This is a genomic window from Paenibacillus sp. FSL F4-0100, from assembly GCF_037993005.1.
Classification (GTDB): domain Bacteria; phylum Bacillota; class Bacilli; order Paenibacillales; family Paenibacillaceae; genus Paenibacillus_AQ.
Window position 1 is genome coordinate 6,677,653 of the sequence record NZ_CP150303.1, and the last position, 26,148, is coordinate 6,703,800.

General features: G+C 50.6%; 24 protein-coding genes and 1 riboswitch. Of the genes, 7 read left to right on the forward strand and 17 right to left on the reverse strand.

Annotation, left to right across the window (positions count from 1 at the left end):
* Window positions 1-12: 12 nt before the first annotated feature.
* The 3 genes from MHH48_RS30520 to MHH48_RS30530 form a co-directional block, all read right to left on the reverse strand.
* On the reverse strand, window positions 13-354 hold the full coding sequence (locus MHH48_RS30520; protein ID WP_076325423.1) for a general stress protein: 342 nt from the start codon (window positions 352-354) through the stop codon (window positions 13-15).
* Between the two features lie 85 nt (window positions 355-439).
* Window positions 440-973: a hypothetical protein gene (locus MHH48_RS30525; RefSeq protein WP_076325422.1), complete on the reverse strand. Its 534-nt coding sequence runs from the start codon at window positions 971-973 to the stop codon at window positions 440-442.
* Window positions 974-1,030: 57 nt separating this feature from the next.
* Window positions 1,031-1,552, reverse strand: coding sequence for a DUF948 domain-containing protein (locus MHH48_RS30530; protein WP_076325421.1), 522 nt, complete (start codon window positions 1,550-1,552; stop codon window positions 1,031-1,033).
* A 275-nt stretch (window positions 1,553-1,827) separates the two neighbouring features.
* Here MHH48_RS30530 and MHH48_RS30535 point away from each other — a divergent pair, with 275 nt between their 5' ends.
* A complete protein-coding gene (locus MHH48_RS30535; protein WP_006212708.1) occupies window positions 1,828-1,992 on the forward strand; it encodes a DUF1328 domain-containing protein in 165 nt (54 codons plus the stop codon).
* A gap of 128 nt (window positions 1,993-2,120) precedes the next feature.
* Here MHH48_RS30535 and MHH48_RS30540 read toward each other — a convergent pair whose 3' ends face one another.
* From MHH48_RS30540 to MHH48_RS30550, 3 genes are all read right to left on the reverse strand, one after another.
* Entirely contained in the window at window positions 2,121-3,626 is a 1,506-nt protein-coding gene (locus MHH48_RS30540; RefSeq protein ID WP_076325420.1) for a DHA2 family efflux MFS transporter permease subunit, read from the reverse strand.
* A 52-nt stretch (window positions 3,627-3,678) separates the two neighbouring features.
* Entirely contained in the window at window positions 3,679-4,128 is a 450-nt protein-coding gene (locus MHH48_RS30545) for a MarR family transcriptional regulator (protein ID WP_076325419.1), read from the reverse strand.
* Between the two features lie 252 nt (window positions 4,129-4,380).
* Entirely contained in the window at window positions 4,381-4,959 is a 579-nt protein-coding gene (locus tag MHH48_RS30550) for a hypothetical protein (protein ID WP_076325418.1), read from the reverse strand.
* Window positions 4,960-5,146: 187 nt separating this feature from the next.
* Between MHH48_RS30550 and MHH48_RS30555 the strand changes: the two genes are divergently transcribed.
* Window positions 5,147-5,512: a hypothetical protein gene (locus MHH48_RS30555; protein ID WP_076325417.1), complete on the forward strand. Its 366-nt coding sequence runs from the start codon at window positions 5,147-5,149 to the stop codon at window positions 5,510-5,512.
* Window positions 5,513-5,619: 107 nt separating this feature from the next.
* On the opposite strand, the gene MHH48_RS30560 is transcribed toward MHH48_RS30555, so the two are convergent.
* The gene (locus MHH48_RS30560; RefSeq protein ID WP_076325416.1) at window positions 5,620-6,495 is read right to left on the reverse strand and encodes a cation diffusion facilitator family transporter; all 876 of its coding nucleotides are present in this window, start codon (window positions 6,493-6,495) and stop codon (window positions 5,620-5,622) included.
* A gap of 226 nt (window positions 6,496-6,721) precedes the next feature.
* On the opposite strand from MHH48_RS30560, the gene MHH48_RS30565 reads away from it, so the two are divergent.
* Window positions 6,722-6,913, forward strand: coding sequence for a hypothetical protein (locus MHH48_RS30565; protein ID WP_076325415.1), 192 nt, complete (start codon window positions 6,722-6,724; stop codon window positions 6,911-6,913).
* A 124-nt stretch (window positions 6,914-7,037) separates the two neighbouring features.
* On the opposite strand, the gene MHH48_RS30570 is transcribed toward MHH48_RS30565, so the two are convergent.
* The 4 genes from MHH48_RS30570 to MHH48_RS30585 form a co-directional block, all read right to left on the reverse strand.
* The gene (locus MHH48_RS30570; RefSeq protein ID WP_076325414.1) at window positions 7,038-8,663 is read right to left on the reverse strand and encodes an ATP-binding cassette domain-containing protein; all 1,626 of its coding nucleotides are present in this window, start codon (window positions 8,661-8,663) and stop codon (window positions 7,038-7,040) included.
* A gap of 310 nt (window positions 8,664-8,973) precedes the next feature.
* Window positions 8,974-10,005, reverse strand: a complete 1,032-nt coding sequence (locus MHH48_RS30575) for an MBL fold metallo-hydrolase (protein ID WP_076325413.1) — start codon at window positions 10,003-10,005, stop codon at window positions 8,974-8,976.
* A gap of 233 nt (window positions 10,006-10,238) precedes the next feature.
* On the reverse strand, window positions 10,239-11,270 hold the full coding sequence (locus MHH48_RS30580) for a cytochrome d ubiquinol oxidase subunit II (RefSeq protein ID WP_076325412.1): 1,032 nt from the start codon (window positions 11,268-11,270) through the stop codon (window positions 10,239-10,241).
* Complete coding sequence (locus tag MHH48_RS30585) at window positions 11,267-12,619, reverse strand: cytochrome ubiquinol oxidase subunit I (RefSeq protein ID WP_076325411.1); 1,353 nt, start codon at window positions 12,617-12,619, stop codon at window positions 11,267-11,269. The genes MHH48_RS30580 and MHH48_RS30585 overlap by 4 nt, the downstream gene beginning before the upstream one ends.
* Window positions 12,620-13,163: 544 nt before the next feature.
* On the opposite strand from MHH48_RS30585, the gene MHH48_RS30590 reads away from it, so the two are divergent.
* Window positions 13,164-14,294 carry a virulence factor gene (locus MHH48_RS30590; protein ID WP_076325410.1) on the forward strand — a complete coding sequence of 377 codons (1,131 nt, stop codon included), beginning with the start codon at window positions 13,164-13,166 and terminating at the stop codon, window positions 14,292-14,294.
* Window positions 14,295-14,412: 118 nt separating this feature from the next.
* Window positions 14,413-14,592, forward strand: a riboswitch (Lysine riboswitch).
* 170 nt (window positions 14,593-14,762) lie between these two features.
* Window positions 14,763-16,154 carry an amino acid permease gene (locus MHH48_RS30595; protein WP_256720774.1) on the forward strand — a complete coding sequence of 464 codons (1,392 nt, stop codon included), beginning with the start codon at window positions 14,763-14,765 and terminating at the stop codon, window positions 16,152-16,154.
* Between the two features lie 74 nt (window positions 16,155-16,228).
* On the opposite strand, the gene MHH48_RS30600 is transcribed toward MHH48_RS30595, so the two are convergent.
* The 5 genes from MHH48_RS30600 to xylA all read right to left on the reverse strand — a co-directional run bounded on the left by MHH48_RS30600 (window position 16,229) and on the right by xylA (window position 23,883).
* Window positions 16,229-17,371, reverse strand: coding sequence for a transglutaminase domain-containing protein (locus MHH48_RS30600; RefSeq protein WP_076325408.1), 1,143 nt, complete (start codon window positions 17,369-17,371; stop codon window positions 16,229-16,231).
* A gap of 107 nt (window positions 17,372-17,478) precedes the next feature.
* A complete protein-coding gene (locus MHH48_RS30605; RefSeq protein WP_076325407.1) occupies window positions 17,479-19,830 on the reverse strand; it encodes a YcdB/YcdC domain-containing protein in 2,352 nt (783 codons plus the stop codon).
* A 243-nt stretch (window positions 19,831-20,073) separates the two neighbouring features.
* The gene (locus tag MHH48_RS30610) at window positions 20,074-20,703 is read right to left on the reverse strand and encodes a bifunctional 4-hydroxy-2-oxoglutarate aldolase/2-dehydro-3-deoxy-phosphogluconate aldolase (protein WP_076325406.1); all 630 of its coding nucleotides are present in this window, start codon (window positions 20,701-20,703) and stop codon (window positions 20,074-20,076) included.
* Between the two features lie 156 nt (window positions 20,704-20,859).
* Complete coding sequence (gene xylB / locus MHH48_RS30615) at window positions 20,860-22,356, reverse strand: xylulokinase (protein ID WP_076325405.1); 1,497 nt, start codon at window positions 22,354-22,356, stop codon at window positions 20,860-20,862.
* A gap of 210 nt (window positions 22,357-22,566) precedes the next feature.
* On the reverse strand, window positions 22,567-23,883 hold the full coding sequence (gene xylA, locus MHH48_RS30620) for a xylose isomerase (RefSeq protein WP_076325404.1): 1,317 nt from the start codon (window positions 23,881-23,883) through the stop codon (window positions 22,567-22,569).
* A gap of 364 nt (window positions 23,884-24,247) precedes the next feature.
* On the opposite strand from xylA, the gene MHH48_RS30625 reads away from it, so the two are divergent.
* Window positions 24,248-25,420 carry an ROK family protein gene (locus tag MHH48_RS30625; protein ID WP_076325403.1) on the forward strand — a complete coding sequence of 391 codons (1,173 nt, stop codon included), beginning with the start codon at window positions 24,248-24,250 and terminating at the stop codon, window positions 25,418-25,420.
* Window positions 25,421-25,572: 152 nt separating this feature from the next.
* The gene (locus MHH48_RS30630; RefSeq protein WP_076325402.1) at window positions 25,573-25,776 is read left to right on the forward strand and encodes a hypothetical protein; all 204 of its coding nucleotides are present in this window, start codon (window positions 25,573-25,575) and stop codon (window positions 25,774-25,776) included.
* Window positions 25,777-25,903: 127 nt separating this feature from the next.
* Here the strand turns inward: MHH48_RS30630 and MHH48_RS30635 are convergent, their stop codons facing one another.
* Complete coding sequence (locus tag MHH48_RS30635) at window positions 25,904-26,140, reverse strand: glutaredoxin family protein (RefSeq protein WP_076325401.1); 237 nt, start codon at window positions 26,138-26,140, stop codon at window positions 25,904-25,906.
* Between the last annotated feature and the right edge of the window lie 8 nt (window positions 26,141-26,148).

Sequence of the window (26,148 nt, forward strand, 5' to 3'; positions counted from 1 at the left end):
GATGTTATGTCATTAATCTTTTTTAGCGATGACGAGTACTTTGCCTAGATCCAGCTGTTTCTCATAGAATCCAGCCTCGGCCTCCGTGAAGCCAAGCGATACGATTTTGGCGCGGAGTTCATCGCCGCGGGATCGGAATAAATTCGCAAAGGCATCAAAAATGCCTTCTTCCTTGATGCCTACGTTGTTGGCATCGGATGCATCCACGATCCGGCTTGTCTTGTCCGAATCATGAGCCAATACATAAATCCGATCCTGATCGTAACCGGACTGGCGCAGGTTCTGAACCTCCTGAACCGCTTGCGTACCATTCTCAACGACTTTGGCATATGACTTCGTATTGGTAAATTCCATTGTGAAAACCTCCCCTAATAGTGTAAAACCTCAGTAGGTTGTAGTCCATTTGTTATTAACCTGATTTCTTAAGGTTGAAACAAATTTACTGGCTATAATCGAAAAACAAATCAATTCCTGTAATTTCACCGGAGTTCCGGTCAATAAACACCTTAAGCGCATGATGGTCCTCAAGGTACACATCCCCGTCCTCCGCTTTAAAATACGGTTTCCCCAGAGATGCCCGAATTTGATTGGTAGTCATACCTATACGCTGGTCTTCAACCTGAAAGGATGCGGCAGAGGGCTTCACATGAACATATTCCGTGTAGCCGTTACGGACCCCAACCTCCAAATCTTTGTAATCCAGCTTGGTCATTCCGGTCAGCTCCTCATGCTCAATTCGAGCTGGCGCTCCCAGCTTGCGAATGACATCGCGCTTGTTATCCGTTAACGAAATCCCGTTTAAAGTTCGATAGCTCTCCGTAGAGTTGTCGCTGGTCTGTGCTTGTCCAACATCCGATGCGGCATGAATAATAGGCGGTGGCGACATCCCGGCAGAAGGCTGCGGCTCTGCCACAGCACCTCCACTTCCGGAGTAAATCAAGAGCCCTACCATCAACAGTGCGACATTCCACATGCGACCTCCTCCTTTCTTCAGCTTGCAGAGCTATACCCGGGCTTGGCTTTTTTACATTTATCTGGCTTTTTGACGACGAAAGCTGTTCCACAGACCAACCGCTGTATCCACGTAGGCTAACCAATTCCGGCCGCGTGACTTTTCTTCTTCTTCCGTATGCTGGTATACCGCATCATAGGACTGGAATGTACGATCCTGAGCCGTCAAAGGCACTTCCGTACGGGCAGGCTGCTCTTTCTTCTGTTCCATCCGGGATTGCTTAAAGCGGCTAACCATGCCGGAGGATACCTGCTTCACCGCATAGGTGACTTCGCTTAAAGCTTCTCCCAGATTCTTGACGGTATCCAGTACCGGATCGATCTGTCTCATCTTATGCTGAACATCCACCGTAATATCGTTCGTATTTCGAATGGTCTGCTTCACTTCATAAGTCAATTCGTCCACCGTCTTTTGGACATCCTGGAGTGTTTCTGTTACCTTTTCGAGCGATTGTATCGCAGCCTTTAATGTCTTGATTAAAAAGAAAACCAGAACCGCAAATGCCACGGCAATAATGGCAACACTGATTTGGGTTAGCATACGTTGTCCCTCACTTTCAAGTATGTTGGTTTCGGATACGCAATAGTTACCCTATCCCCCAACTCACGAAACAAAGGGACGATTGCCATTCCTGCCATTGTTCTGCAGCTTGTTTCATCCTCTGCCGCCCCGGTTAAAGAACACTACGAAGGGCGCTGTGGCAACAGCCGATAGCTCCCTACCGAGCTTCAAATTGGGTATATGCCGCTTCTTGAAGCCTCATGAGACTGCTTGCTATATCCAATAAAATCGATAAAGAAAGCAGGGTGAATAGGATGTTAAAATGGTCCGTAATTTTTCTAGTTGTTGCACTGATTGCAGGGATCTTTGGCTTCTTCGGCATCGTTGAGGCTGCAGCCAGTATCGCGAAGGTGCTGTTCTTCATCTTCGTTGTCCTGTTTGTGATCTCTCTCTTCACCGGACGCAGACGAAGTATGTGACGCTGTCGCATACTAAAGCCCATGCATTGAATATACACATTTGGAAATGAAAAAAAGGGTGTCCTCCGTTTGATAAACGGATTGGACACCCTTTTTATGCGTTATGCGCTGAGCAAAATCGGATCGGGTTACACGTTCGTTCCTGCAACCTCCTGATTTCCTGAAGTCTTCGGCTCTTCCGCCGGTCTCGTCTTCTTAATAAAGAAAGCCAAGATCAAGGAAGCGACGCTGATCCATGTGGCAATAACAAAGGCATAATTAATGCCGTAAATGGTTGCTTCGTTACCCAGCTTGAGCAGGTCGGCCTGATTCTTCGGATCAAATAGTCCCGACTGCATCAGGGCTTCCCCTTTGCTCTCGGCCTGGGTGGACATTACGGTAACAAGAATCGCCGTTCCGATCGAGCCGGAAACCATGCGGAGTGTATTCGACATGGCCGTACCGTGGGCGTTCAAGCTCCGCGGCAGTTGATTTAGTCCGGCCGTCTGGATCGGCATCATAAGCATCGACATCCCGAACATGCGGGCCGTATAGATGATCATGATGTGGTTGTAAGACATTGTTTCGGTCAAATTACTAAACTCCCACGTCGTAATGACCGTAATCGCCAGACCGATAACAGCCAGCCATCTTGCGCCAACCTTATCGAAGATCGCGCCCGTAATCGGTGACATGATCCCCATCAGAATAGCGCCGGGAAGCATAAGAAGTCCTGATTCCACCGGCGTGAATCCACGGATCTGCTGCAGATAAATGGGCAGCAGGATCATGCCGGCATACATTGCCATCGTGACAATGACATTGATTAGGGTCGTCAACGTAAACATGTTGTATTTGAATATCCGGAATTCCAGCATCGGATTGTCGGTCTTCATCTCCCGCCATACAAACAGGATGAGGGCGATCGCCCCGACCGCTAGGGTCGTAACAACCGGCGTGCTGGACCAACCGTCATTCCCGGCATCACTGAAGCCGTACAGCAAACCGCCAAAGCCCAAGGTGGACAAAATGATCGCGATCATATCCAGCTTCGGCCGGCTGACCTCGGTAACGTTTTTCAGGAAGAAAACTCCGATTAATGTAGCAATGATCGAGAAAGGCAGAATCATGTAGAACAGCACACGCCAATCATAGTGCTCCACAATATATCCGGAAAGCGTAGGTCCGATAGCAGGAGCAAATATCATGGCGATCCCCATCATCCCCATCGCCTTGCCGCGATTCTCAACAGGGAAAATATTCAGAAATACAACGGTCATAAGCGGCATCAAAATACCTGCACCCGCAGCCTGAACGAGGCGTCCGGTAAGCAGGAACGCAAAATTGGGGCTGGTGGCACACAGCAAGGTGCCAATCGTAAACAGCGTCATCGCACTGATGAACAGCTGCCTTGTCGAGAAACGCGCGATCAGATAAGCGGTAACGGGGATCAAGACCCCGTTCACCAGCATAAAGCCTGTGGTCAGCCACTGGGCTACTGTCGGTTTGATGCTCAAATTTTCCATGATGCTCGGCAGAGCAACATTCATCAATGTCTGGTTAAGAATGGCGACGAAAGCGCCAATCATAAGTGCAGCAATGATAGGGCCTTTCTTAACAGGCTCGCCGGGGCGAACAACGGTATGGGTACTCATGTGCAGCCTTCACTCTCTTTCTAAGTAAAATCATACATATAGCTTGTTTGTTCTATGTGGACATCTGACCTTGGATGTGCTCAACATTCGTCAAAATTTTGCGATATAGGACACTCAACTGCTTAACCTCTTCGTCCGTTAGAAAACCGTATAACAAATCGCTCAACTCGGCACGTTTATTGGCCAGCTGTTCGATCAGTTCCCGCCCAAGCGGCGTGATCTCCAGATGGATAACTCTTCGGTCGGCTGTATCCCTTATTCGGCGCGCGAACCCACCTTCGATTAATTTATCGGATATGCCTGTAACCGCTCCGCATGTCACATGAATGGAATCGGCCAAATCCGACAATCTCAAAGCTCCCTGTTCATGAAGCATCTCCAAAGCGGTATACTGGGTTCTGCCTAGTTTAGGAAATCCCTCCTTCTGCCATTCATGATGCACAGTCCGAACCATCTTCTTAAATAGCATCTCCAACTCCAGAATTTCATTCCGCATGGACATGTATTTTTACACTCCCTTAAAAGGTCCAGCACTCCTTCAACAGAGACAGCCATCTTCGCCTCTATATACTTTAGTACTAAAACATTTATTTCTAAACATTTATTGATTATAGTGGCGGATGATTATAGTGTCAATGTTTACATATGTATTTTCTTCATAGTTTTTTTCTGAAAATAATGACATCTCTTGAAAACATAAAAAAAAGACCCAGACATTCTTCCCTTGTCTGAGTCTTTAGCCGATTCCCTTGCTTTACTTAAATAGCGACGGAATGGACATCCAATCCATGGTGAAGTTCAATTCCAAGCCATCAGACAGAAACTTCACATTTTTCACAGTTACCAGATCCGGTAAATAGTCCTTGAGCGAAATTTGAATCGGATCCAGGCGGAACATATTCAAAGGGATCTCAACTCCCCGAATCGTCGTCGATTCATGTATCAGGTGAAGATGGCTTCCCTCAGCCGACATTTGAAAGCGCAGCACAGCGCCAAAGGGAAGGATCCCCCATTGCCCGTTCATACGGGCTGTCATTGTGGTGCCATTCATCATGAAATCGGCGCCTGTAATATCTACGCCCAGGTCATGGGTGCTCATATATTTGACCATGTTCTTCTTGCTGAGTTCCCCGACTTCTTCTGTGCTCAGCAGCATGCGGGTATCCCGATTTGATACCATAGTCATCAACTTGTCCTTAAAATCAACGGAACGATATCGCATATCAAGAGATTGCGTAGGATAAACAAACCAGACCAACGCACCGATAATCACAAGCAGAAGGACAAATATACCCAGCAGGAAACGTCCGGCTCTTTTTTTTCGACGTACCATTCAAAGTCCCTCCTCCCATAGGATATTCCTGCAGTAACAAGGCTTTTCCCATCTCCAAAGTATATAGGAATCCATGAAACTTGTCACGATTTGAGAAATGTACCCAACTTTCTTGGTTCAAAACATCCAAATCGTGGTTATTACGATAGTGTCAAATTAGACTTCGGTCCCAAGGAGGAATTATTCCATGAAAAAAACACTAAGCATTACTGCAGCCCTAGCACTCACCCTGTCCCTGACCGCCGTAGCAAGCGCAGACCCGATTAACGGGACGGTATCCGAAACTTCGGGGACGGTAACTGAAACTTCAGGTCCGGCTCCCATCTCGACGACAGAGCCTATTATAAAACCGGAAGAAGTCGTGTTGGTGCCTACACCTATGATCGAGATTGCGGAAAGAACCTACTTCTATAACGCTCCAAACGGCGAAAAGCTTGGTGCCTTGGCTTCGCAAAAAATCGACACAACCGGTAATCGAACGGGTGTCGTGCTTGGCGGGGAATGGGTTGAAGTTTATACATGGCTCGGTAAAGCTTGGATTTATGTAGCGTAATCGTGTATGACTGCCGGACTTCATGATCCTTCATGTATCCTAGCAGGTTAAATGGCAGGTCAAGACAATCTTGGCCTGCCATTTGTATACGTACCTCTTCGGTGCCCCTAGGACGATCCCTTAGGCTCCACATGAATGTGGACACTCATAATATTGTGAATCTTCTCCATCTGTTCTTCGATCCGGTCACTGATCTGATGACCCTCCAGAACACTGATATCCGGGTCGACCTCGATGACAACATCCACCAGCACATGATTGCCGTGAATTCGGGCCTTCATGTCCTTAATCCCCTCGACACCGGGCGTACGGGCAATCGTACTGCGCAAGTCCGACAAACGGTTTTCATCAAAACCGTCCGTTAGACTATAGGTGCAATCTCTGAATATTTCCCAAGCCGTTTTGCAAATAATGACACCAACCGCTACCGCAGCTAGGGTATCCAGCCAGGGCAGGCCGAATTGAGCGCCGATAATACCAACAGCTGCCCCCACACTGACAAGTGCATCCGATAAATTATCCTTGGCCGCTGCCATGAGTGCCTGGTTATCGATGCGCCGTGCGAGGTTCCGATTGTACCGGTATACGCCAAGCATGGCAACGGCACAGATGCCGGCCACGCCGGCAGACCATAAATTTGGTATTTCCTTAGAGCCTTCAAAAAATGAACGAACGGCTTCAACCAGCACTTGGATACCCACGACCGCCATGATAAATGAAGCAACCAGAGCCGCAATCGTCTCCGCCCTTAAATGCCCATACGCATGATCGGAATCCGGCGGTTTCTGGGAAATTCGCAGTCCGATCAATACGGCGAGTGATGCCACAATATCCGTCAGGTTGTTGAAACCGTCAGCAAGCAAAGCACTGGATGCAAATAAGTATCCACAGAATATTTTAAATGATGACAACACGAGGTAGGCGGCAATACTGATCCAAGCCCCGCGTTCCCCTTGTTTGATGTTATCATAGGCGTTATTCACTTTATACGTCTCTCCTTTGCTTGCCCTTTTGCAGGCCTCAAGCGATATCCATCATTATCCATATTTAATCCTAGCAAAGGTCATTCGTGTGGGTCTAGAGAAACATAATTGCTTTCGGTCAAAGAACCATGGGCGTAGAAAATGGTATTAATCATTGTTACCCTTGCCGGGCGATTTAAAAACGAATAAAATGAGGACAGGCGAACACAAAGAGGAGGGTGATACTATGCCCGAGAATAATAATGAGTCACGTAAAGTGAATTTGGCTGATGCAATCCGGCAAAAGCTGGAACAAAAGAAACAGCAAAACTCATCCGCGAACAAGCCCGGACAATTCCAGGCCGGTTCAGCGCAAAAAATGAAAAGCCAAAACAATAAAAAACCAAACAACCAGCGTCGTCGTACCGGCGGTTCGTAGAAGAGCCCGTCCGTGCATAACGCAAAAAATGCTGCACCTCCCATACTTGGAAGGTGCAGCATTTTTTAATGGATCGTGCGAGATGAAAGCTCGCGCCATCATCTTCGCCGTCGTATCTTATTTCTTAAACTTCAACCGGGTACATGCTTTCGCGAAGTCCCTTAATCTCTTCACTCTCAAGATACTCATCATAACTCATGCTGCGGTCGATAATGCCATTTGGCGTAATCTCGATAATTCGGTTGGCAATCGTCTGAATGAACTGATGGTCATGCGAGGTGAACAGAATCGTTCCGTCGAAATCGATCAGACCATTGTTGAGTGCCGTGATGGATTCAAGATCCAAGTGGTTCGTCGGCTCATCGAAGATGAGCACATTCGCGCCGTTCAGCATCATTTTGGCCAGCATACAGCGAACCTTCTCGCCCCCGGACAATACGCTTGCTTTCTTCAACGCTTCCTCACCCGAGAACAGCATGCGGCCAAGGAATCCGCGCAAGAATGTCTCATCTTGATCCTTGGAATATTGGCGCAGCCATTCCACAAGGTTGATATCAACACCGTCAAAATAAGCAGAGTTGTCTTTCGGGAAATACGCCTGGGTGGTTGTTACACCCCAGCTGTATTCACCGGCATCCGCTTCGGTTTCTCCTGTAATGACCTGGAACAGCGTCGTTTTCGGCATACCGTTCGGTCCAACAAATGCGATTTTGTCGCCTTTGTTTACAACAAAGCTGACATTATCCAGAACCTTTTCCCCATCCATCGATTTGGTGATGCCATCAACCGTAAGCAACTGCTTGCCCGCCTCGCGTTCAGGCTTGAAATGAAGAAACGGATATTTACGGTTCGAAGGACGAAGATCCTCCAGCGTAATTTTATCGAGCTGTTTCTTACGGGAAGTCGCCTGCTTCGATTTGGAAGCATTCGCCGAGAAGCGTTGAATAAATGCCTGCAATTCCTTGATCTTCTCTTCCTTCTTCTTGTTGGCATCCCGTTGAAGTTCAAGCGCCAGCTTACTGGATTCATACCAGAAATCATAGTTGCCGACATACAGCTGGATTTTACCGAAGTCGATATCCGCAATATGCGTACACACCTTGTTCAGGAAGTGACGGTCATGGGATACCACGATAACGGTACCTTCATAATCCATAAGGAAGTTCTCGAGCCACTGAATCGATTCCAGGTCCAAGTGGTTGGTAGGCTCATCCAGCAGCAGGTTATGCGGACGGCCAAACAATGCTTGCGCCAAGAGAACGCGTACCTTCTCATTACCGCTCAGCTCCGACATTTTCTTATCGTGCAGCTCACGTGGAATGCCGAGACCGATCAGGAGCGCTGCCGCATCCGGCTCTGCATCCCATCCGTTCAGCTCTGCGAATTCGCCTTCCAGCTCACCCGCACGCATGCCGTCTGCTTCAGAGAAATCGGCTTTCGCATACAGCGCATCTTTCTCTTTCATGATGTTATACAGCCGGGCATGACCCATAATAACCGTCTCCAGGACTGGATACTGGTCGTATTCATAGTGGTTCTGCTTCAGAACCGCCATCCGTTCATTCGGTGTCATATGAACCTCGCCTTGGTTCGGTTCAATCTCACCGGAGAGGATTTTCAGAAATGTAGACTTACCCGCCCCGTTGGCGCCGATGAGGCCGTAGCAGTTGCCCGGGGTGAATTTTATATTGACATCTTCAAATAGTGCTCGTTTGCCATAGCGGAGCGTTACGCCGCTTGTACTGATCATTAAGCATTACCATCCTTTATCACTATTGGTTTCAGCACATTATAGCATAAGTACGACGGTTATCGAAGCTTCTGGACGATATAAAACGGTTTTAAACAAATATAACCTCCTGCTTGCACCCTTTCCTCGAGCGCACAGGACAGGACGCCGTCGATCAAAAACTACTTTTTCTAGTTTAATAGAAAAAGTCCAACTGAAAATGGGCCCGAGAGGTTATAAAAAACCTTCCGGGCCTTCTTTTGCTAGTCTATGGTGTATGAATCTTTCCGTATTATGCATTTGCTTGATCAGAATCGTTTGTACGTTTCAGTTACGATGTCACGCTTCTCCGCTCAGGCTGAACCTTGAAGGTTTCTCCGTACTTTAATACGCAAATACGCTCCTTGGCGATCCCCAGCCGCTCGCGTTCCGCTTCCATCCTATCCAGCGCTTCTCTGGCCGTATCGTCTGCCAGCTTGAAAGTGCCATAATGCATCGGAATCATCGTCTCGGCCTTCACGTCCTGGAACGCCTGCAGCGCCTCTTCCGGATTAACGTGCTGTGACGTCATGAACCATTCCGGCTCATATGCCCCGATCGGCATCAGAGCAAGGTGAATGTTAAAGCGTTCTCCGATCAGCTTAAAGCCCTCGAAATAACCGCTGTCTCCGGCAAAATACAAATTCGGCGGAAGCAGGCGGGTGCCATCCTCCGCGACAGGTTCGTTATAGCATAGCGATTCATCGGAAGAACCCGAATCCCTCTTCGCATCCTGCAGCACGGGCTCCATCACGAATCCTCCCCAATGGGATGTATTCGTATCAAACGGCGTACGCCGAGTCCAATGCTGTGTCGGCACGAAGGAGAATTTAACGCCCTTCATGGTTGCAGATTCCCACCACTGCAGTTCGATCACGCGGCGAAAGCCTTTGTTGATCATTTTGCGACGCAGACCAACGGGTACGATGATCGTGGTGTCCGCACGATACAGCTTGCGGATCGAGGCAACATGCATATGGTCATAATGGGAATGCGAGATCAAAATGACATCAATCGGGGGGATCTCATGAATTGGAAGTCCAGGTTCTCCAAGGCGCTTATTAAACCCCATTCTCCGCGCCCATACGGGATCAGTCACGATATTCAAGCCTTCATATTGGATGAAGAACGTAGCGTGCCCGATCCAGGTAACGGAGGTTTCGTGCCGGTTGCTATGCAAATACTGAAGATCCGGCGTCAGGTTCGGAATACAGTAGGAATAATCCTTCTTCTTCTGACGACGTTCGTCGCGCCACTGCTTGAATTGTTTAAGTGTTTTATCCGTGCTGACGTTATCGATATTGTTATAGCGAATTTTTGGCATGCAGCCTCCTCCTTCCATTACCCTGTATTTTACCCCGTATTGACCTCTCCGCTCAACTTTGCGTATGTTGTTCTTTTTACACCGAATGATTCGTGGCGAAACAACCCGTATTTGCCTTTGTCAGAATCAATCCGATGGATCTTTATACTTGACGACGTAGATCGCCATAAAGGCTACAGCAGCCAGTACGGTGAGCAGCGGTGCTATGAAAATGCCGAAGTCCTCCACTTGCCTCACCCCTTCTTCGCGGATTTTCCACGAATGTAGTTCGCATCGAACAGAAACAATCGCATCAGCAGGATCAGGGAAGGAACCAATACGCAGAAACCCAGGATAAATGCGGTAATCAAAGCGATCGCCATCGTATCGTTGGTAATACTCTCATGAATATGGATGTAATCATAGAGAACATACGGCAGATGCGAGCGTCCATACCCATACCAGGCAAAGGCAAATTGGAGCATAACCATGATAAAAGCGATGCCGAGCCGGATTCGCTTCCATACAAGATACACCGCAATGACAAAGCAGATGAACGAGGCGATAAACATCCATGCGATATCCAGCATCTGCCCAAAATGCACCGGATTCTGATGGTTGATCTGGAAAAACGCGAAAACCGAAGCCAGGATCGTCGGTCCGCTCCACCCCAGTGCATAGCCCCGGACCACGCCGAACGCTACCTCATCCCCCGCACGCTGCGCGTAATAAGACAGGAACATCGCCGAGATGTACAGAACGCTCACAAGTGCAAGCAGGATGACCGACCACGTGTACGGGTTCGTAAAAAACGTATACCAATGAAGCTCCACCTTCCCGTTGTCCATATAGATAATGCCACCTTCCGAGATGGCCAATATCGTTGACAATGCGGCCGGGATGAGAAGCCCCGTTGCCCCGTAGAGCCCCATATACACGATATTGTTCCCAGTCTGGCTGCCATACGTGTGATAGGCGTAGTAAGCGCCGCGGATCGCCAGCAGCACAAGGGCCAAGCTGCCCGGCACAAGCAGAGCGGTGCCATAATAATACGCAGCATCCGGAAAGAATCCGACAAGCCCGACCACAAAAAAGATCAGGAATACGTTGGTCACTTCCCAGACGGGAGATAAATACCGCTGGATGATGTTATGAATCTTGTTCTCGTGTCCAGTGAGCACGCTGTAATAGCTGAAAAATCCGGCACCGAAATCAATCGAGGCCACCAGCAAATAGCCAAACAGAAATGTCCACAGCACGGTTATTGCTACCATTGCATAGCTCATTTGCGGTCTCCCCCTTCGATTTCGAGTCCCAGCAGCCGGATTTCCTCTTCGGCGCTTTTATTCCGGAACAATTGGCTCAGCACGCGGATCGCGGATACGGATAGCACCAGATACAGGATAATAAACAGCAACAGCATCCAGCCGACGCTTGATGAAGTGGTTGCCGCATCCGATACCTTCATGTATCCCCGCACAATCCACGGCTGCCTTCCGATCTCGGCAAGGAACCAGCCCAGCCATATGGCTGACATCGAAAGAGGCCCCAAAGCCAATATACTGAGCAGCAGCCATTTTGGATAAGGCCTTTTGCCAGGAAGTTTCTTGCGGAACATATACAGGAGCGGAATCAGAACGATCACGGCGCCGCTGGTCACCTTCAAATCGAAAAAATAATGCACTGACATCGGCGGTCTCTCATTCTCCGGAAATTCATTCAGGCCAACGACTTCCGTGCTGGGGCTGTTTCCCGCTAATATGCTTAACGCATAGGGAATCTTCAATGCATACTTAATCTCGTTATTCTGATCCAGAAAGCCGCCGTAAATGAGCGGGGCTTGTGTCATCGTCTCAAAATGCCACTCGGCCGCCGCCAGCTTCTCGGGCTGGTATTTAGCCAGAAATTTGCCAGAGAAATCTCCGATCATCACGGTAGCCACTGCAAAAACAAAGGTGGACACGACAGTAAGCTTCAGCGCTTTCTTAAAGTAGATGTGCCTGCTTCCCCGCAATAAACTGAAAGCGGCTATGCTGGCCAGCGCAGCCGCACTGGTCGTATACGCTGACGCCAGCACATGGCTCACCTTAGTCGGCGTTGCCGGATTGAACATAGCCACAAACGGATTCACATTCGTAAATACCCCATCTACCAGCTCGAAGCCCTGGGGCTGATTCATAAAAGCATTCATGCTCGTGATAAAGAATGCTGACGCGGAGGAGCCGATCGCCACGGGAATAAGCAGCAGCAAATGGGTCCATTTATTTTTGAATCGATCCCATGTATAGAGATAAATGCCAAGAAAAATCGCCTCCACAAAAAAAGCAAAGGTTTCCATAAACAGCGGCAGCGCAATGGCTTTACCGGCTACACGCATAAAGGTGGGCCATAACAAGCTAAGCTGCAAGCCGATGGCAGTACCTGTCACAACGCCGACGGCCACCGTAATCACGAATCCCCGCGCCCAGCGCCTGGCGAGCAACGTATAATGGTTGTCCCCTGTCCGAATCCCCCTCCATTCCGCCAGGGCCAGCATAATCGGAATCCCAACGCCGATGGTTGCCAGAACAATATGTACAAACAGGGTCAAACCGGTCAGGATCCGGCTCATCAGTACGGGGTCCAGTGAAGACATCAGGTTCACTCCTCGGTTTCTTTATCCAAAATATTTCATATAGCGCAGATACCCTTTCACGGCGCCGTATAGCATTATGGCCGCAACAATAAAGCATAGAATCGCAAGCTTTCGCTCCTGCTTCCTGTGCATCCGTCAGCCTAGCCTCCTTTAGAGGTTGTTCAAAAAGTCCGCTTTTGATCACGAAGCGAATCAGGAAGCAGCTCGGCATCGAATCTTGAATTCAGCCGGGCCTTCCGGTGCTCACGTACCCAAAACGTACGCTCCGCTCCTGACGTCCCTAGCTTCATCCAACCTTCTCGGTGCTGAAAATCGACCTTTTTGAACACGCACTTTAAGTATTCCAGCCCTTCTGCAAGGGCGCGGCCCTTCCACGCGTCATTCTCTTGAAACACACAAATGGCATATATCCAATCATTATCAGTTTTACAAACCTTCCCTCTTTTTATCCAAACTCTGCTTATTTTGTTTGAATCCTTGCCATGATGTTTTTTCCTGCATGGAAAAGAGGTACAATAAGAGGATAAGGAGGCGAGATCATACCATGAAAATTACATTTATTGAACCAACCCCGAGCCCGAACTCCATGATGCTTCACCTTGACGAAACACTGGAGTCCGGGATTCGCAGAACATATACACTGGACAACGAACGGTCGGCTCCCCCCTGGATTAGGCAGTTGCTCCACATCCCAGGCGTAAAGAGCGTCTTTCATACCCTTGATTTCATCGCGCTCGACCGTAAAGGTAATGCCGATTGGCCTTCCATTCTGGGCGCCGTTCAGGAAATATTCGGTCAGGAGGGCCTTGCGGCCGGACTCCAAGAAGGTGCGGATGATATCGCTTTTGGAGAGGCTCAAGTATTCGTGCAGTACTTCCGGAATATTCCGATGCAAATTCGTGTCAAAAGCGGGAATCAGGAAGAACGCATCGGTCTGTCGGAGCGCTTCGCCAAAGCGGTAGCCGCGGTGGGAACCACGACGCTCATCAAAGAACGCAAGCTCAAGGAGTACGGCGTTCGCTACGGCCAGCTGGAAGGCATCGCACGTGACGTAGAGCAGGAGCTTGAAGCTGCCTTCCCGCAGGAGCGCCTCGATAAGGTCGTTGCCCAGGCGATTGCCCACGGTGCCAGCGACGAGGATTTCGTCGAGCAGCGCCGGAAGCTGACTGACGAGGAAACCGAAGCCGCGCTGCAGAATGAGGACTGGCGCGTCCGTTATGCCGCGCTGGATGCACTGGAGCCATCCGAGAAGCATATTCCGCTTCTCCGCAAAGCGCTTCGGGATCCAAAGATGCAGATCCGCCGGCTGGTCGTCGTCTACTTGGGCGATCTTCGCACCCCTGAAGCGATGGAGCTCCTATATGAAGCCATGCGCGACGAAACACCGGCTGTTCGCCGTACCGCAGGCGATACGCTGTCCGATATCGGCGATGCTGCCGCTACCCCGGTCATGATCGAATCGCTCAAAGACAGCAGCAAAATCGTACGCTGGCGTGCGGCCCGTTTCCTGTATGAAGTGGGTACCGAGGAAGCCCGCTCCGCCCTGGAGGAAGCCGCCAACGATCCGGAATTCGAGGTTAGTCTGCAGGCACGAATGGCACTGGAACGCATCGAATCCGGCGAAGAAGCTGCCGGAACCGTCTGGCAGCAAATGGCCAAACGGAATCAATCGTAATCGTATCAACAGGACCACCTTCATACCGTAAAATTTAACCATTGCCTCTAACATGGAATGTGATTTATACTAGGACTCTCTTGTTAGAATTGAATATATAGATAGCCTCATCATTCCAAGATGAGGTAGAGGTTGCAGACATGATCAGTAGTTGTGCCGAGGCGAAGAGAAGCCGGTGAAGCATAGTGAAAGGCATGAATGCCGAAGTGCAGGGTATACTCTTGTATTCTGTGCTGGGGCCGTTGTCGAAAGAGACGGAACTGTCACGGGGATTTCCCCGTGTTGAGCTATCTTCATGGAGGGTATGATGCGGATACGATAAAGACCGCAGGTATAATACCTGCGGTCTTTTTGTTTCAACAGGGTATATTTTTAATATCATTTCCTAATGTATAGAAGGAGTGTTCGATCTTGAATCGCAAAAAAGCACCAGTTGCTTCGCTGAAGCAGAGCTTTAAAGCCCGTCATATGACAATGATCGCCCTTGGCGGATCGATCGGTACCGGCCTGTTTCTAGCGAGCGGAACGGCCATCGCCTCTGCCGGCCCAGGCGGAGCGCTTATCGCCTACGCCGCGGTTGGCCTCATGGTTTACTTTCTGATGACCAGCCTGGGCGAGCTCGCTACGTATCTTCCGGATTCCGGCTCGTTCAGCACCTACGCCTCCCGGTTTGTCAGCCCTGCCTTCGGATTTGCAGTCGGCTGGAACTTCTGGTACAACTGGGCTGTTACCATCGCGGCCGAGCTCGCGGCGGCCACGGTTATTATTAAATTTTGGTTCCCGGACAGCCCGTCATTTCTGTGGAGTCTTCTATTCCTGGCGATTATGTTCGGCTTAAACGTTCTATCCGCCAAAGGATACGGCGAATCGGAATATTGGTTTGCTATCATTAAGGTGGCAACCGTCATTATCTTCCTCATCATCGGTGTCATGATGATATTCGGTATTCTTGGCGGTGAAGCCGTTGGATTCAGCACCTTTAACCTAGGCGATGGGCCGGTACACGGCGGGTTCTTCGCGCTGGTCGGCGTGTTCATGGCTGCCGGCTTCTCCTTCCAGGGAACCGAGCTGATCGGGGTCGCAGCCGGCGAGAGCGAAAATCCGAGAAAACATGTCCCTAAAGCCATCCGTCAGGTGTTCTGGCGCATCCTGATTTTCTATATTTTCGCTATTTTTGTCATCGGCATGCTGATCCCTTACACCCACCCGAGCTTGCTTCAATCCGGGGTCGATAATATCGGAGTCAGCCCTTTCACGCTGGTGTTTGAGAAGGCCGGGCTTGCCTTTGCCGCATCCGTCATGAATGCCGTTATTCTAAGTTCCGTGCTGTCGGCAGGCAACTCGGGAATGTATGCTTCAACCCGTGTCCTGTATGCCATGGCGAAACAAGGAATGGCTCCAAGATGGCTGAGCCGCCTGAACAGCCGCGGCGTACCGGTTGCGGCTCTAATCGTAACCTCTGCCGTAGGTATGCTGGCCTTCCTGGCCTCCTTCTTCGGCGATGGTGTGGTATACGTGTGGCTCCTGAATGCCTCCGGGATGTGCGGATTCATTAACTGGCTGGCCATCGCCGTGAGTCATTACCGCTTCCGCAAAGCCTATGTCGCCCAAGGTAAAGACCTGAAGGAGCTGCCGTTCCGTGCACGCTGGTTCCCCTTCGGTCCCATCTTCGCCTTCCTGCTCTGTCTTGTAGCCATTATCGGTCAAGGCAATTTCAGCGGGGAGATCGATTGGTTAACGATCATTGCCACTTATGTCAGCATTCCGTTGTTCCTCTCCATCTGGTTCGGCTACCGCTTGATTAAGAAGAGCCGCGTCGTGCCATTGGACGAGTGCGATTTAAGCACGAACGTCAAATAATATAGACCAGACATACCAAAGCAGCTTCCCTCCCATACTTGGGAACGGAAGCTGCTTTTTTTGATGCGGACATATTACCAAATAATCTGCACTCTCAGATCATCGGTGTTCTCAAACGCATGGTGATAGTATTTGATGGAGCCGAGATTGCTCTTCATCTGCACTTGCTGGAGCACATTCACAAGCTCTCGCTCGCTGCCGTCAAACCGGAACACCAGCTTCTGGCTGCCTTCAGCCTTTGCAGCTTTAACCAATGGTTGGAGCTGTGTATAGGAGCTGACGATGGAACGGGCATCATAGAGCTGATATTCCAGATCCCGTTTCAATTGTTCGTATACTCCGGCTCTCGAACGATCCTTTACGGCAAGCCCTGACAGCGTGTTGCGGTAAAGGGTGCTCGCCTTCGGATAGGATTTGACCCAGGTATGGTCACGGCCCATCTGTTCATCCGTCCGGAGGTAGTACGTATAGGATACCTCGTTGTCGCGATCCGGCACGGGATCGTTCCACGTCGTGTCCAGATGGTACCATTTGCCGTCCAGAAGGACCAGATTCCAGGCATGGAGCTGGCCCTTCGGATTATCGGAGGCATAAGCCGTGCCCTCCACAATTTTGTTCTGGATTCCGGCTTCCTTGAGCAGTTTATGCGTTAACAGGGAATAGCCCTGGCATACTGTGCTTCCGGTGTAGAGCCCGTCATAGGCCGTATATTTCGTAAGCGTGGTATCGTATTTCAAGTTCCGGACAACCCAATCGTGGATGGCTTTCACCTTCTCATGATCATTCATGCCCGGCTTGATGATCTGCTTCAAAATGCTGTCGGCATTCTGGTCCACATAGTTCGTCTGCTCCGCAGTCTCGCGATAACTCAACCGAACCGTGACATTGGCGGAACTGGATGTCCCACGATAGTCGTAGCTATAACTAGCAATAGTGTAATGAATATAGGGATCACTGGCCATTGCCTGATCAAGTGCATCTTTAAGCTGCGATTTCAGCGATTGGGTCTCCCCCTGGTAAACAAATCGCACCGTCGATTGCCTGTCGCTCATCGCTGTCAGCAGTTTCTGCTGAATCCCATTGACCGACTTCACGACCGCTTTGTTGGAGGTGGCATAGACATCACTGAGATTAGCTGGTTCAGGTACTGCTGCAACGGTTACCGCCAAAGACCCTATGAACAGTAATTTAACGATTGTTCCTCGGCTTCGTTTCATCGGTACACCCGCCCTTCATCTTCCTCGTCCGTATGCACCATTATTGTAACACATAACATCAGGGCTTAAGGGTTCTAGTTTTGTCGACCGGGCACGAATATCAAATACTACCAATAAAATGAGGACAGGAAGGAATCGCTACGTCCCGCGAGCTTCGACATGCGAACCAGAACCTCTGCAGCCTCTGCACGCGTCACCTCACGCTCCGGCAAGAACTTGCCATCAACTGCAGGCAGAAGACCCAGCTTGAGAGCAATCAGGGCTGCTCCTTTGTTAGTGATGGCGTCGGCATCCGATATCCCTTGGACGTCAGTTGGAAGGATAAAGGCTTTGGACAGCTTCTCATAATTCAGGATGCGGGTCAGCGAGCTTGCCAGTTCATCCCTTGTCAGCTTGTGGTCCAGCTGCAGCGGGCTGTCCGGATCATAAGGGATCCAGTTCTGCCCGATTAGCACCTGAATGGCCTGGTAATACGGATGGTCCGGCTGTAAGCCTGCGTATGGATCCATTGTAGGTCTTCCATACAGCTGCTCATAGGACGGGCTTACCGAAGCCGCCACCAGCTGATACCATTCGCCAAGGGAAATCTGGCGATCCGGATATACCTTTCCGTCCTTGTCCGGAACCAGCACCCGATATTTCACCAGCTCCTTAAGAGCCGCTTCCGCATAATGCCCCGCCGTATCGGTAACCGCCGGAATATCCTTGCGGCTCATTTCGGGCATGATATCGCGCCATTCCCCGCTCTTGGCATCAAGCGGCACCGTTATGCCGCCGAAGGCCGCATTTTTGTGTGTCGGATAATAAATCAGCTTGATGAAAGGCTTCATAACCTCATTACCGGCCATTGAGTAGCCACCATAGTAACCGTATTTCAACTTCAGATCAATTTCTTCCAGATATTTAGCTCTTGCCTGCTCCGCACTGATGGCCGGTTTTGCATCCGTTGGCAGTTTGGACAGAACGGCGTCCGAATTCACGCTAAAGCCCTGGATCTGCCCGTTGGCCTCCATCGTGAGGCTCAGGGAATCGCCCATGACGCGAATGTCACCGACATAGCGTTGGAATGAAAATTGGTAGCTGAGGGTTTTAGTGTCTTTGCCCATTTTTTCAACCGATGTCAGCTTCCATTCCTCTGCGGCATGCGGCACCAGCTTGCTTACCGTCTCGAATGCGAGATCCTGCGCAGCCTGCTGCGAAATCGGGTTCTTCACTTCCGCAGCCTCGGCCCGGTCAAAACGATATCGATTGTACGAGTAAATCTGCCCGGTCCTGGCGTCCACCTCTGCGGATACCGTCTCCCCTCCGCCCATGGCGGAAAGCTTGTTTTCGCCCCAACTTATGTTCCACGTCTTAACCTCGCTGTTGTTCCATCTTGTACCCAGTCTCTTGGATTCGGTCTTTAAACCAGACGGGAGCTTGATCTGCGATTCCACCCATATGGCTGCTGCCTCTCCGCCAGCGAATGGAGCGGTGATTGGCTTAAAGGTTTCTTTGGATGCCGGAATCGCGCCATTCTCAACCGAGGTAAACCCGCTCTCTTCCCCTGAGAAACTAATGAACTTGCCTGTATTGGCATCCAGTGAATTGCCTGATTGATCATTAGGTATGTAACCTAAGAAATAATTGCCTTTGGCGTTGTTATATAAATTATCAGGTACATAGGCCAAGGATACCTGGAACTGATCTTCAAACACTTTACGGATGGAGGCCTCATTCCATTTCGGTGTGGATGAAGGAAACTCCTCATTGATTTGATTGCGGGAATAGTTAATGGTATCGCCCTGTCCGTCAAGCGTGATCGAGATGCTGTTCACATCCGATTCAATTCCGTTCACCGAGGTCTGGAAATAAAACTCAAACCGCGGCGGGCTGAACAATGCCGTCTGCATCCCGAGATAAGCCTCATTCTCCTTAAGCTCACTCGTCTTCACATCCGATACATGGCTGCCGATCCATTTCAGCGCCTTCTCCTTGGCTGCATCCCGGGTTAATACCGGTTTGTCGCTACCAGGGTTCATCAAAGAATGAGGGATATAAATGTTAAGAAGTTCCCCTGTGACCGCATTGACCTGGGCATTGAAGCCGGAGCTTGAGTTCCCTTTGGTCAGTACCATTTGCAGATCCCAAGCAAGCGCGCTCGATCTCATGCCATCATTCTCCAGGAACTGCACGTTCGACACTTTCACGTTCTTGAGCTCCGGGAAAGCCTTCTTAATGATGTCTTCCGCCTGCTTGGATGAAATTTTTGCGCCCTTCGGTATTTCGTTATCCGTTACGCTTTCCAAACCGGTGTTGTCGCTGCTAGTCACGGTAGTTACCGTATCGGATACAATGATTCCGCTGCCCGGAACGGAATTGTCTCCCCATACCGGCTGCGCCAAACATAGCATGGCTGTAGCCGTAACCGCGCACACGGTCTTTTTTACCCTTACCTTCTTCTTACCCGATGGATTCACTTGATTCGCTCCCTTCCATTACTTGAACCTAACCATGCCTTACTTACACATGATGATATCCTTAACAAGTGCCTGTACACGGCAGCAATGACATAACCAAGCTACCTAAATAATACCATAACTTGTCTATATATTCCTTATGTAGTAAGCTTCCGAAACATAACCTGCATCGTTAAGGATGAACAAAGTGTAACTATTTCGATCCCGCTTCTTGCGAATGGGGAATTCCCTTTCGAACACATCTTAACCAAGCCGCGCCGCTTCAACAAAAGCCGCAGTGCGACGCTTGATCTCCTCCATATTGCCGGACACGAGGGCATCCTGCGGAAGCAGCGCGCTGCCTAAACCAACCGCTGCCGCGCCTGCATGAAAATAATCCGTAAGATTATCCAACGTAACTCCACCCGTTGCAAGCAGCGGAATGTGATTCAGCGGACCCTGAAGCTCCCGGATAAATGACAAGCCCAGACTGGCCATAGGAAACAACTTCACGATCTCGGCCCCGGCTGCGTACGCCGCGACGATCTCCGTTGGCGTCATTGCCCCTGGCCATACATCAATTCCCTGCTCCAAAGCAAATTCGATGACGGAAAGATCCGTGTTCGGGGAAATCAGAAATTGAGCTCCGGCTGAGACCGCTTCCTTCGCCATCTCCACATCAAGCACGGTTCCCGCACCTATATATACAGCGCCATCATAGCGAGTACGCCAATCCTGGATCATATGTAAAGCACCTTCCGTATTCATGGTCACTTCCATGAACCGGATTCCGCCTTGGGTCAATCCTTCTCCTACGAAGTTCGCCTGTTCTCTCGTAATGCCCCGCACGATGGCAACGATTTTCTCGCGTTTGAGTTCAGCTGTCAGTTTCAATGTGTTCCCCCATTTCTATTTACACTTCCGGCACGTTCCTAAATCGCAAGGGCCGTAACTTCAGCCTGCTTCAAGTATATGCGGTTCGAAGCGTTCACGCAAAAAGAGCAGGCCCGGAAAACTGTCTTCCCGACCTGCTCTTTAACATCTATAAGGTTATCCACGGAATTCAGACAGCTCTGCGCCGAGTTCACGCGTTGCTCCGTATACGCTTTGATAGAGTCCAAACAATTTATCATAGGCCTGAACCGCCTGCGGATTCGGAGAATACGAGCGTGCCGGCCGCAAAAACGCCTTTGCGCAGTCCTGAAGGTTCGGGAACCAGCGGCAACCGTAAGCTGCCAGCATCGCCGCACCCATAGCCGGGCCCTGTTCGCTTTCCAGCTTCACGATTTCAGCATTAAACACGTCCGCCTGCATTTGCAGCCAAGTTTCGTTCTTGGCGCCGCCCCCGATGGAAATAACGCGGTCGATCCGCTTGCCGGATGCGCGGAGGATATCGATGGATTCGCGGAGAGAGAACGTAATCCCCTCGAGTACCGAACGTGCAAAGTGAGGCAGCTTATGTCCGGCGTCCATGCCAATGAAGCTGCCGCGGATGGTGGCATCCGGATGCGGCGTGCGTTCACCGACGATATACGGCGTAAACAGCAGCCCTCCGCTGCCAGTCGGGATGCTTCCGATATCGCTCAACAGCGCGTCAAAGGAGATATCCGGCGCAAAGGTATCCTTGAACCAGGTCAGGCTGTATCCCGCTGCCAGAGTCACGCCCATGATATAGTAAGCGTCTTTCTCGCTATGATTAAAGAAATGTACCTTCCCTGCAAAATCCACCTCGCGACGCTCCTCATAGGACAAGACCACGCCTGATGTACCAATACTGCACATCGTCTGCCCTTCTTCGAGAATGCCGGCGCCGATGGCGCCGCAGGCATTGTCCGCCCCGCCGGCAAATACCTTCGTCTCTGGCAATAGAGCCGATTGCTTAGCGATCTCAGGAAGCAGAGTGCCGCACTCGTCGAAGGATTCGACCAGCGGCGGGCATAAGGTGTGCGGCAGCTGGAAGGCATCCAGAATATCGCTGCTCCAAGACTTGCCCGCCACATCCAGCAGCAGCGTTCCGGCTGCATCGGAATAGTCCATCGCGTATTGCCCAGTCAGGCGGAAACGCACATAATCTTTAGGCAGCAGGAACAGGGCAGCCTGTTCGAGCAGCTCCGGTTCAAACTCCTGCACCCATAGAATCTTGGGCAGGGTGAAACCTTCCAGCGCGCGATTGCGTGCAATCCCGAGTAGCTTCTCCTGCAGGGTCTCCTCGATGCGACGGCATTGCGCCGTTGTGCGCGTGTCATTCCACAGAATGGCCGGTCGCAGCACTGCACCCTCACCGTCTACCAAGACCAGACCGTGCATCTGGCCGGAAAAGCTTAACCCCTCAACCTCGGATGGGTCAATGTTGTTTCCGTTCATTAATTGCCGTAACGACAATACCGTTTTGTCCACCCAATCCTCCGGTCGCTGCTCGCTGTATCCCGGCTTCGGCTGGCTCAGCGGATACGACTCTGAATGCTCGGCGACAACCTTGCCGCTGCGATCCACCAGCACGGTCTTCACAGCACTGGTCCCCAAATCAACTCCGATAACGTAACTCATCTAAATCCTCCTTCGTCTCCTCATGAACCGAACATGAAAACATCGTTGGCATTTCCCCCCCGGGCTCACGATGGGTGATCCGGAGCATGCTTGGATGGCTGTCGACCCTAGCTCGCTATAGTTTGCTGTTTGAAATAAGTACACCGGCTTCCCTGAAGGGAGCCGGTGAAGGTTTGGATTTCATGATACAAGCACTAAAACGTGTATCGATTAATTGGCAAGAATGTACTGGTTCAGAATCGCTTTCAGCATTTCTTGACGTCCGGATTCGTTCTTGCGCGGAGACTCGTTGTTCAGCGCGTATTCTGCAAGAGAAGCCAGTGTAGCCTTGCCGGATACGACGTCTGCGCCGATGCCTTCACTAAAGCTGCTGTAGCGCTTCGCAATGAAGTCCTCGAATACGCGGTCTTCGATCAGCTTCGCTGCCACCTTCAAGCCTTTTGCGTAAGTATCCATACCGGCGATGTGCGCATGGAACAAATCTTCCGGCTCGAAGGACGGACGGCGAACCTTCGCATCGAAGTTGACGCCGCCGCGGCCGAGACCGCCGTTCATCAGCACTTCGTACAGCGTCAATGTCGCGTCGTAGATGTTAACCGGGAATTCGTCCGTATCCCATCCGATCAGCATATCGCCTTGGTTCGCATCGAGGGAACCGAGCATGCCGTTGATGCGTGCTACGCGAAGCTCATGTTCGAAGGTATGACCAGCGAGCGTGGCGTGGTTGGCTTCGAGATTTAGTTTAAAGTGCTTGTCGAGACCGTATTTTTGCAGGAATGCAATCGTTGTGGCCGCATCAAAGTCATATTGGTGCTTCGTTGGCTCCTTCGGTTTAGGCTCGATCAGGAATTGGGCGTCAAAGCCGATTTCCTTCGCATAATCAACCGCCATATGGAACAGGCGCGCCAGATTATCCAGTTCAAGGCCCATATCTGTGTTGAGCAGGGTCTCATAACCTTCGCGGCCTCCCCAGAACACATAGTTCTCGGCGCCGAGGCGTTTGCCGACTTCAAGGCCCTTCTTCACTTGCGCAGCCGCATGAGCGTATACATCCGCATTGCACGTAGTGCCCGCACCATGCATGAAACGAGGATTCGTGAACATGTTCGCCGTGTTCCAGAGCAATTTTTTGCCGGTGGACTTCATGTGGTCTTCAATCGAATCCACGATTGTATCAATATTGCTGTAGAACTCACGCAGGCTGCTGCCTTCCGGTGCAATGTCCACATCGTGGAAGCAAAAATACGGAAGGTTCATTTTCTCCATGAACTCGAAACCTGCCTCAACACGTGCTTTGGCGAGGTCCATGCCGGAGTAATTGCCCCAAGGGCGAACCGCAGTGTCGGCGCCGAACGGATCCGAACCCCCTGCAGTCAATGTATGCCAGTAAGCCATGGCGAAACGGAGATGCTCTTCCATCGTTTTGCCGGCTACAACTTCTGTTGGATTATAAAATTTAAAAGCATAAGGGTTGGTTGATTGGCTGCCTTCGTACTCGACTTTGCTAATGTTGTTAAAATAGGCCATGAATAAATCCTCCTATACCTTGTTAAGGTGTGGTTAACGCTTACAAGGTTATCCTATCACAGGATTTCCACTTTGTCTATTGGTTAAACAAAGTTATTGCTTTACAACTTTTTCAAAACCGATGCCCCCTCCTATTAGGATTATTTTCTACTAAAGTTCAACATATCTCCGTTTGGCTTACTGATGATTCTTCTAAATCCATATTCAAATGTTACGACGATGGAAACCACCGGACTAAGGATTGTGAGTGCCCGGGCAGCGTTACGGGCTGTTGCAATTTCGGGGCTTAGCCCCTAGACTATGAGCATATCAAGTCTCCAAAACTTATAATGATTAGAAAGCAAGACTAAAAGGATGAATACACATGGCGAATATTACTGGTGACCAGGCTCTGGTCAAAAAAATAAATACCTCAATTATTCTCGATACGATACGGCAGCACGCCCCTGTTTCCCGAGCAAAAGTATCCACGCTGACCGGACTGAACAAGGCTACCGTCTCCAATCTCGTACAGGAGCTGTGCAGCAACCACCTGGTCCAGGAGATCGGACCCGGCGAATCCAGCGGCGGCAGGAAGCCGCAGCTGCTGCTGTTTAACGGACAAGCTGGTTATGCCGTCGGCGTCGAGCTGCGCGTCAAGCAAATGACCGCCGTGCTTACAGATCTGGAAGGCCGGATTCTTTCCGAAGAGGATACCGCCCTTGAAGGACATGACGTGGAATCGGTGACGCGGCTGATGGTTAGCCTGATTCATGGCCTGATGCGGCAGGCTCCTCCCTCCCCATACGGCATCATCGGGATCGGCGTAGGCGTCCCTGGGATGGTTGACGGTGACGGCACCGTCCTCTTCGCTCCCAACTTGGGATGGGACATGGTGCCGCTGCAGAAGCAGCTCGAGCAGGAGCTGGGACTTCCCGTTACCATCGACAATGAAGCGAACGCGGGCGCCCAAGGCGAGCTGCGCTTCGGAGCTGGCCGGGACGCTCGCCATCTCCTCTATATCAGTGCTGGCAGCGGTATCGGCTCTGGCATTATCATCAATGGCGAGCTTTATAAGGGCGCCCGCGGATATGCCGGCGAAAGCGGCCATATGTCCATCGAAGCCGATGGACTGGAATGCACCTGCGGCAACCGCGGCTGCTGGGAGCTGTATGCCTCGGAGAAATCCTACGACAGCCAAGGCGCCGCTCTCCCGTCCAGGCGGACATCCGAGCTGATTCACCATGCAGAGCAAGGCCATGAGGAGACCATCCGGCATTTTGAAGAGCTCGGACGTTATCTCGGCGTTGGCATTACCAATCTTGTCAACGGATTCAATCCGCAATCGGTCATTATTGGCGGTCCGCTGTCCGACGCGCGGGCTTGGATTGAGGATACGCTGCGACAGGTCGTTGCCCAGCGTACGCTTCCCTACCACCGTGAGCTAATGGAGATCCGGTTCGCCGAGCTGGGCAGCCGCTCGACCATGATCGGTGCGGCTTACTCCGCCATCTCGCAATTTCTGGGGCCGATACGGGTCTCCATGCCGATTCATTAAAATTGACGATATTTTGTCGTAATTAACACCCTGCATATTAAGGAAATTCCCGCGATTTTCCGCTATAATTAATCTCGTCCTGTAATTTAAATCACGATTCTCCTCGTGGAGAATCGTGTGATCGTTATACAAAAGGGAGAGGAAACGCTCAAATGACCTATGTAAGCACTGCGGAAATATCGGCACAAATGTTTGTGACCATATTGCTGTTTCTCCTAGTTATCGCACCTTTGTTCAGTCTCGCCATCATGCGTTTTTTTCAAGGCAAGAAAAAAGTCGGTTTCATTCTCCTCGGCTCCGGCGTGGCTGCATACGTCGTATTCCAGATCATCATGAGTCTGTTTTTTAGCAAGTGAACATGATCTGAGCGAACGTTGGCAGTATAGGCTCGGAAGCTAAAAAAGCTCCTTCCCTGATTCAGGGAAGGAGCTTTTTATTCATATCATGAAGCAAGCGATCGGCTTGCCATGACGCCTGCTTAGATTAACCCTCCGGGTTCAACGCTTTGTTGAACTGGAGCTTGTTCATGCCAAGTATGCGGTGCTCGCCGATGATCGTGAGCGGTACTGCGCGAACGCCCATATCCCATACTTGCTGCGCGAATTCGTCGTTTTGCTCGATGTTGCGCTCTTCAAATTCGATGCCTTGATCGGACAAGAAGCCTTTTACTTGTTTGCAGTGCGGGCAGTTGTTCGAAGTGTATACAATCACATTTTCCATGGTTGGTC

Excerpts from the sequence above, each read along its gene's own strand:
- MHH48_RS30550 (WP_076325418.1), bottom strand. The coding sequence starts at position 4,959 with ATGGTACGTCGAAAAAAAAGAGCCGGACGTTTCCTGCTGGGTATATTT.
- MHH48_RS30570 (WP_076325414.1), bottom strand. The coding sequence starts at position 8,663 with ATGATCAGTACAAGCGGCGTAACGCTCCGCTATGGCAAACGAGCACTA.
- MHH48_RS30525 (WP_076325422.1), bottom strand. The coding sequence starts at position 973 with ATGTGGAATGTCGCACTGTTGATGGTAGGGCTCTTGATTTACTCCGGA.
- MHH48_RS30520 (WP_076325423.1), bottom strand. The coding sequence starts at position 354 with ATGGAATTTACCAATACGAAGTCATATGCCAAAGTCGTTGAGAATGGT.
- MHH48_RS30565 (WP_076325415.1), top strand. The coding sequence starts at position 6,722 with ATGCCCGAGAATAATAATGAGTCACGTAAAGTGAATTTGGCTGATGCA.
- MHH48_RS30625 (WP_076325403.1), top strand. The coding sequence starts at position 24,248 with ATGGCGAATATTACTGGTGACCAGGCTCTGGTCAAAAAAATAAATACC.
- xylA (WP_076325404.1), bottom strand. The coding sequence starts at position 23,883 with ATGGCCTATTTTAACAACATTAGCAAAGTCGAGTACGAAGGCAGCCAA.
- MHH48_RS30540 (WP_076325420.1), bottom strand. The coding sequence starts at position 3,626 with ATGAGTACCCATACCGTTGTTCGCCCCGGCGAGCCTGTTAAGAAAGGC.
- MHH48_RS30575 (WP_076325413.1), bottom strand. The coding sequence starts at position 10,005 with ATGCCAAAAATTCGCTATAACAATATCGATAACGTCAGCACGGATAAA.
- MHH48_RS30635 (WP_076325401.1), bottom strand. The coding sequence starts at position 26,140 with ATGGAAAATGTGATTGTATACACTTCGAACAACTGCCCGCACTGCAAA.
- MHH48_RS30530 (WP_076325421.1), bottom strand. The coding sequence starts at position 1,552 with ATGCTAACCCAAATCAGTGTTGCCATTATTGCCGTGGCATTTGCGGTT.
- MHH48_RS30590 (WP_076325410.1), top strand. The coding sequence starts at position 13,164 with ATGAAAATTACATTTATTGAACCAACCCCGAGCCCGAACTCCATGATG.
- xylB (WP_076325405.1), bottom strand. The coding sequence starts at position 22,356 with ATGAGTTACGTTATCGGAGTTGATTTGGGGACCAGTGCTGTGAAGACC.
- MHH48_RS30585 (WP_076325411.1), bottom strand. The coding sequence starts at position 12,619 with ATGTCTTCACTGGACCCCGTACTGATGAGCCGGATCCTGACCGGTTTG.
- MHH48_RS30600 (WP_076325408.1), bottom strand. The coding sequence starts at position 17,371 with ATGAAACGAAGCCGAGGAACAATCGTTAAATTACTGTTCATAGGGTCT.
- MHH48_RS30555 (WP_076325417.1), top strand. The coding sequence starts at position 5,147 with ATGAAAAAAACACTAAGCATTACTGCAGCCCTAGCACTCACCCTGTCC.
- MHH48_RS30595 (WP_256720774.1), top strand. The coding sequence starts at position 14,763 with ATGACAATGATCGCCCTTGGCGGATCGATCGGTACCGGCCTGTTTCTA.
- MHH48_RS30545 (WP_076325419.1), bottom strand. The coding sequence starts at position 4,128 with ATGTCCATGCGGAATGAAATTCTGGAGTTGGAGATGCTATTTAAGAAG.
- MHH48_RS30630 (WP_076325402.1), top strand. The coding sequence starts at position 25,573 with ATGACCTATGTAAGCACTGCGGAAATATCGGCACAAATGTTTGTGACC.
- MHH48_RS30535 (WP_006212708.1), top strand. The coding sequence starts at position 1,828 with ATGTTAAAATGGTCCGTAATTTTTCTAGTTGTTGCACTGATTGCAGGG.
- MHH48_RS30580 (WP_076325412.1), bottom strand. The coding sequence starts at position 11,270 with ATGAGCTATGCAATGGTAGCAATAACCGTGCTGTGGACATTTCTGTTT.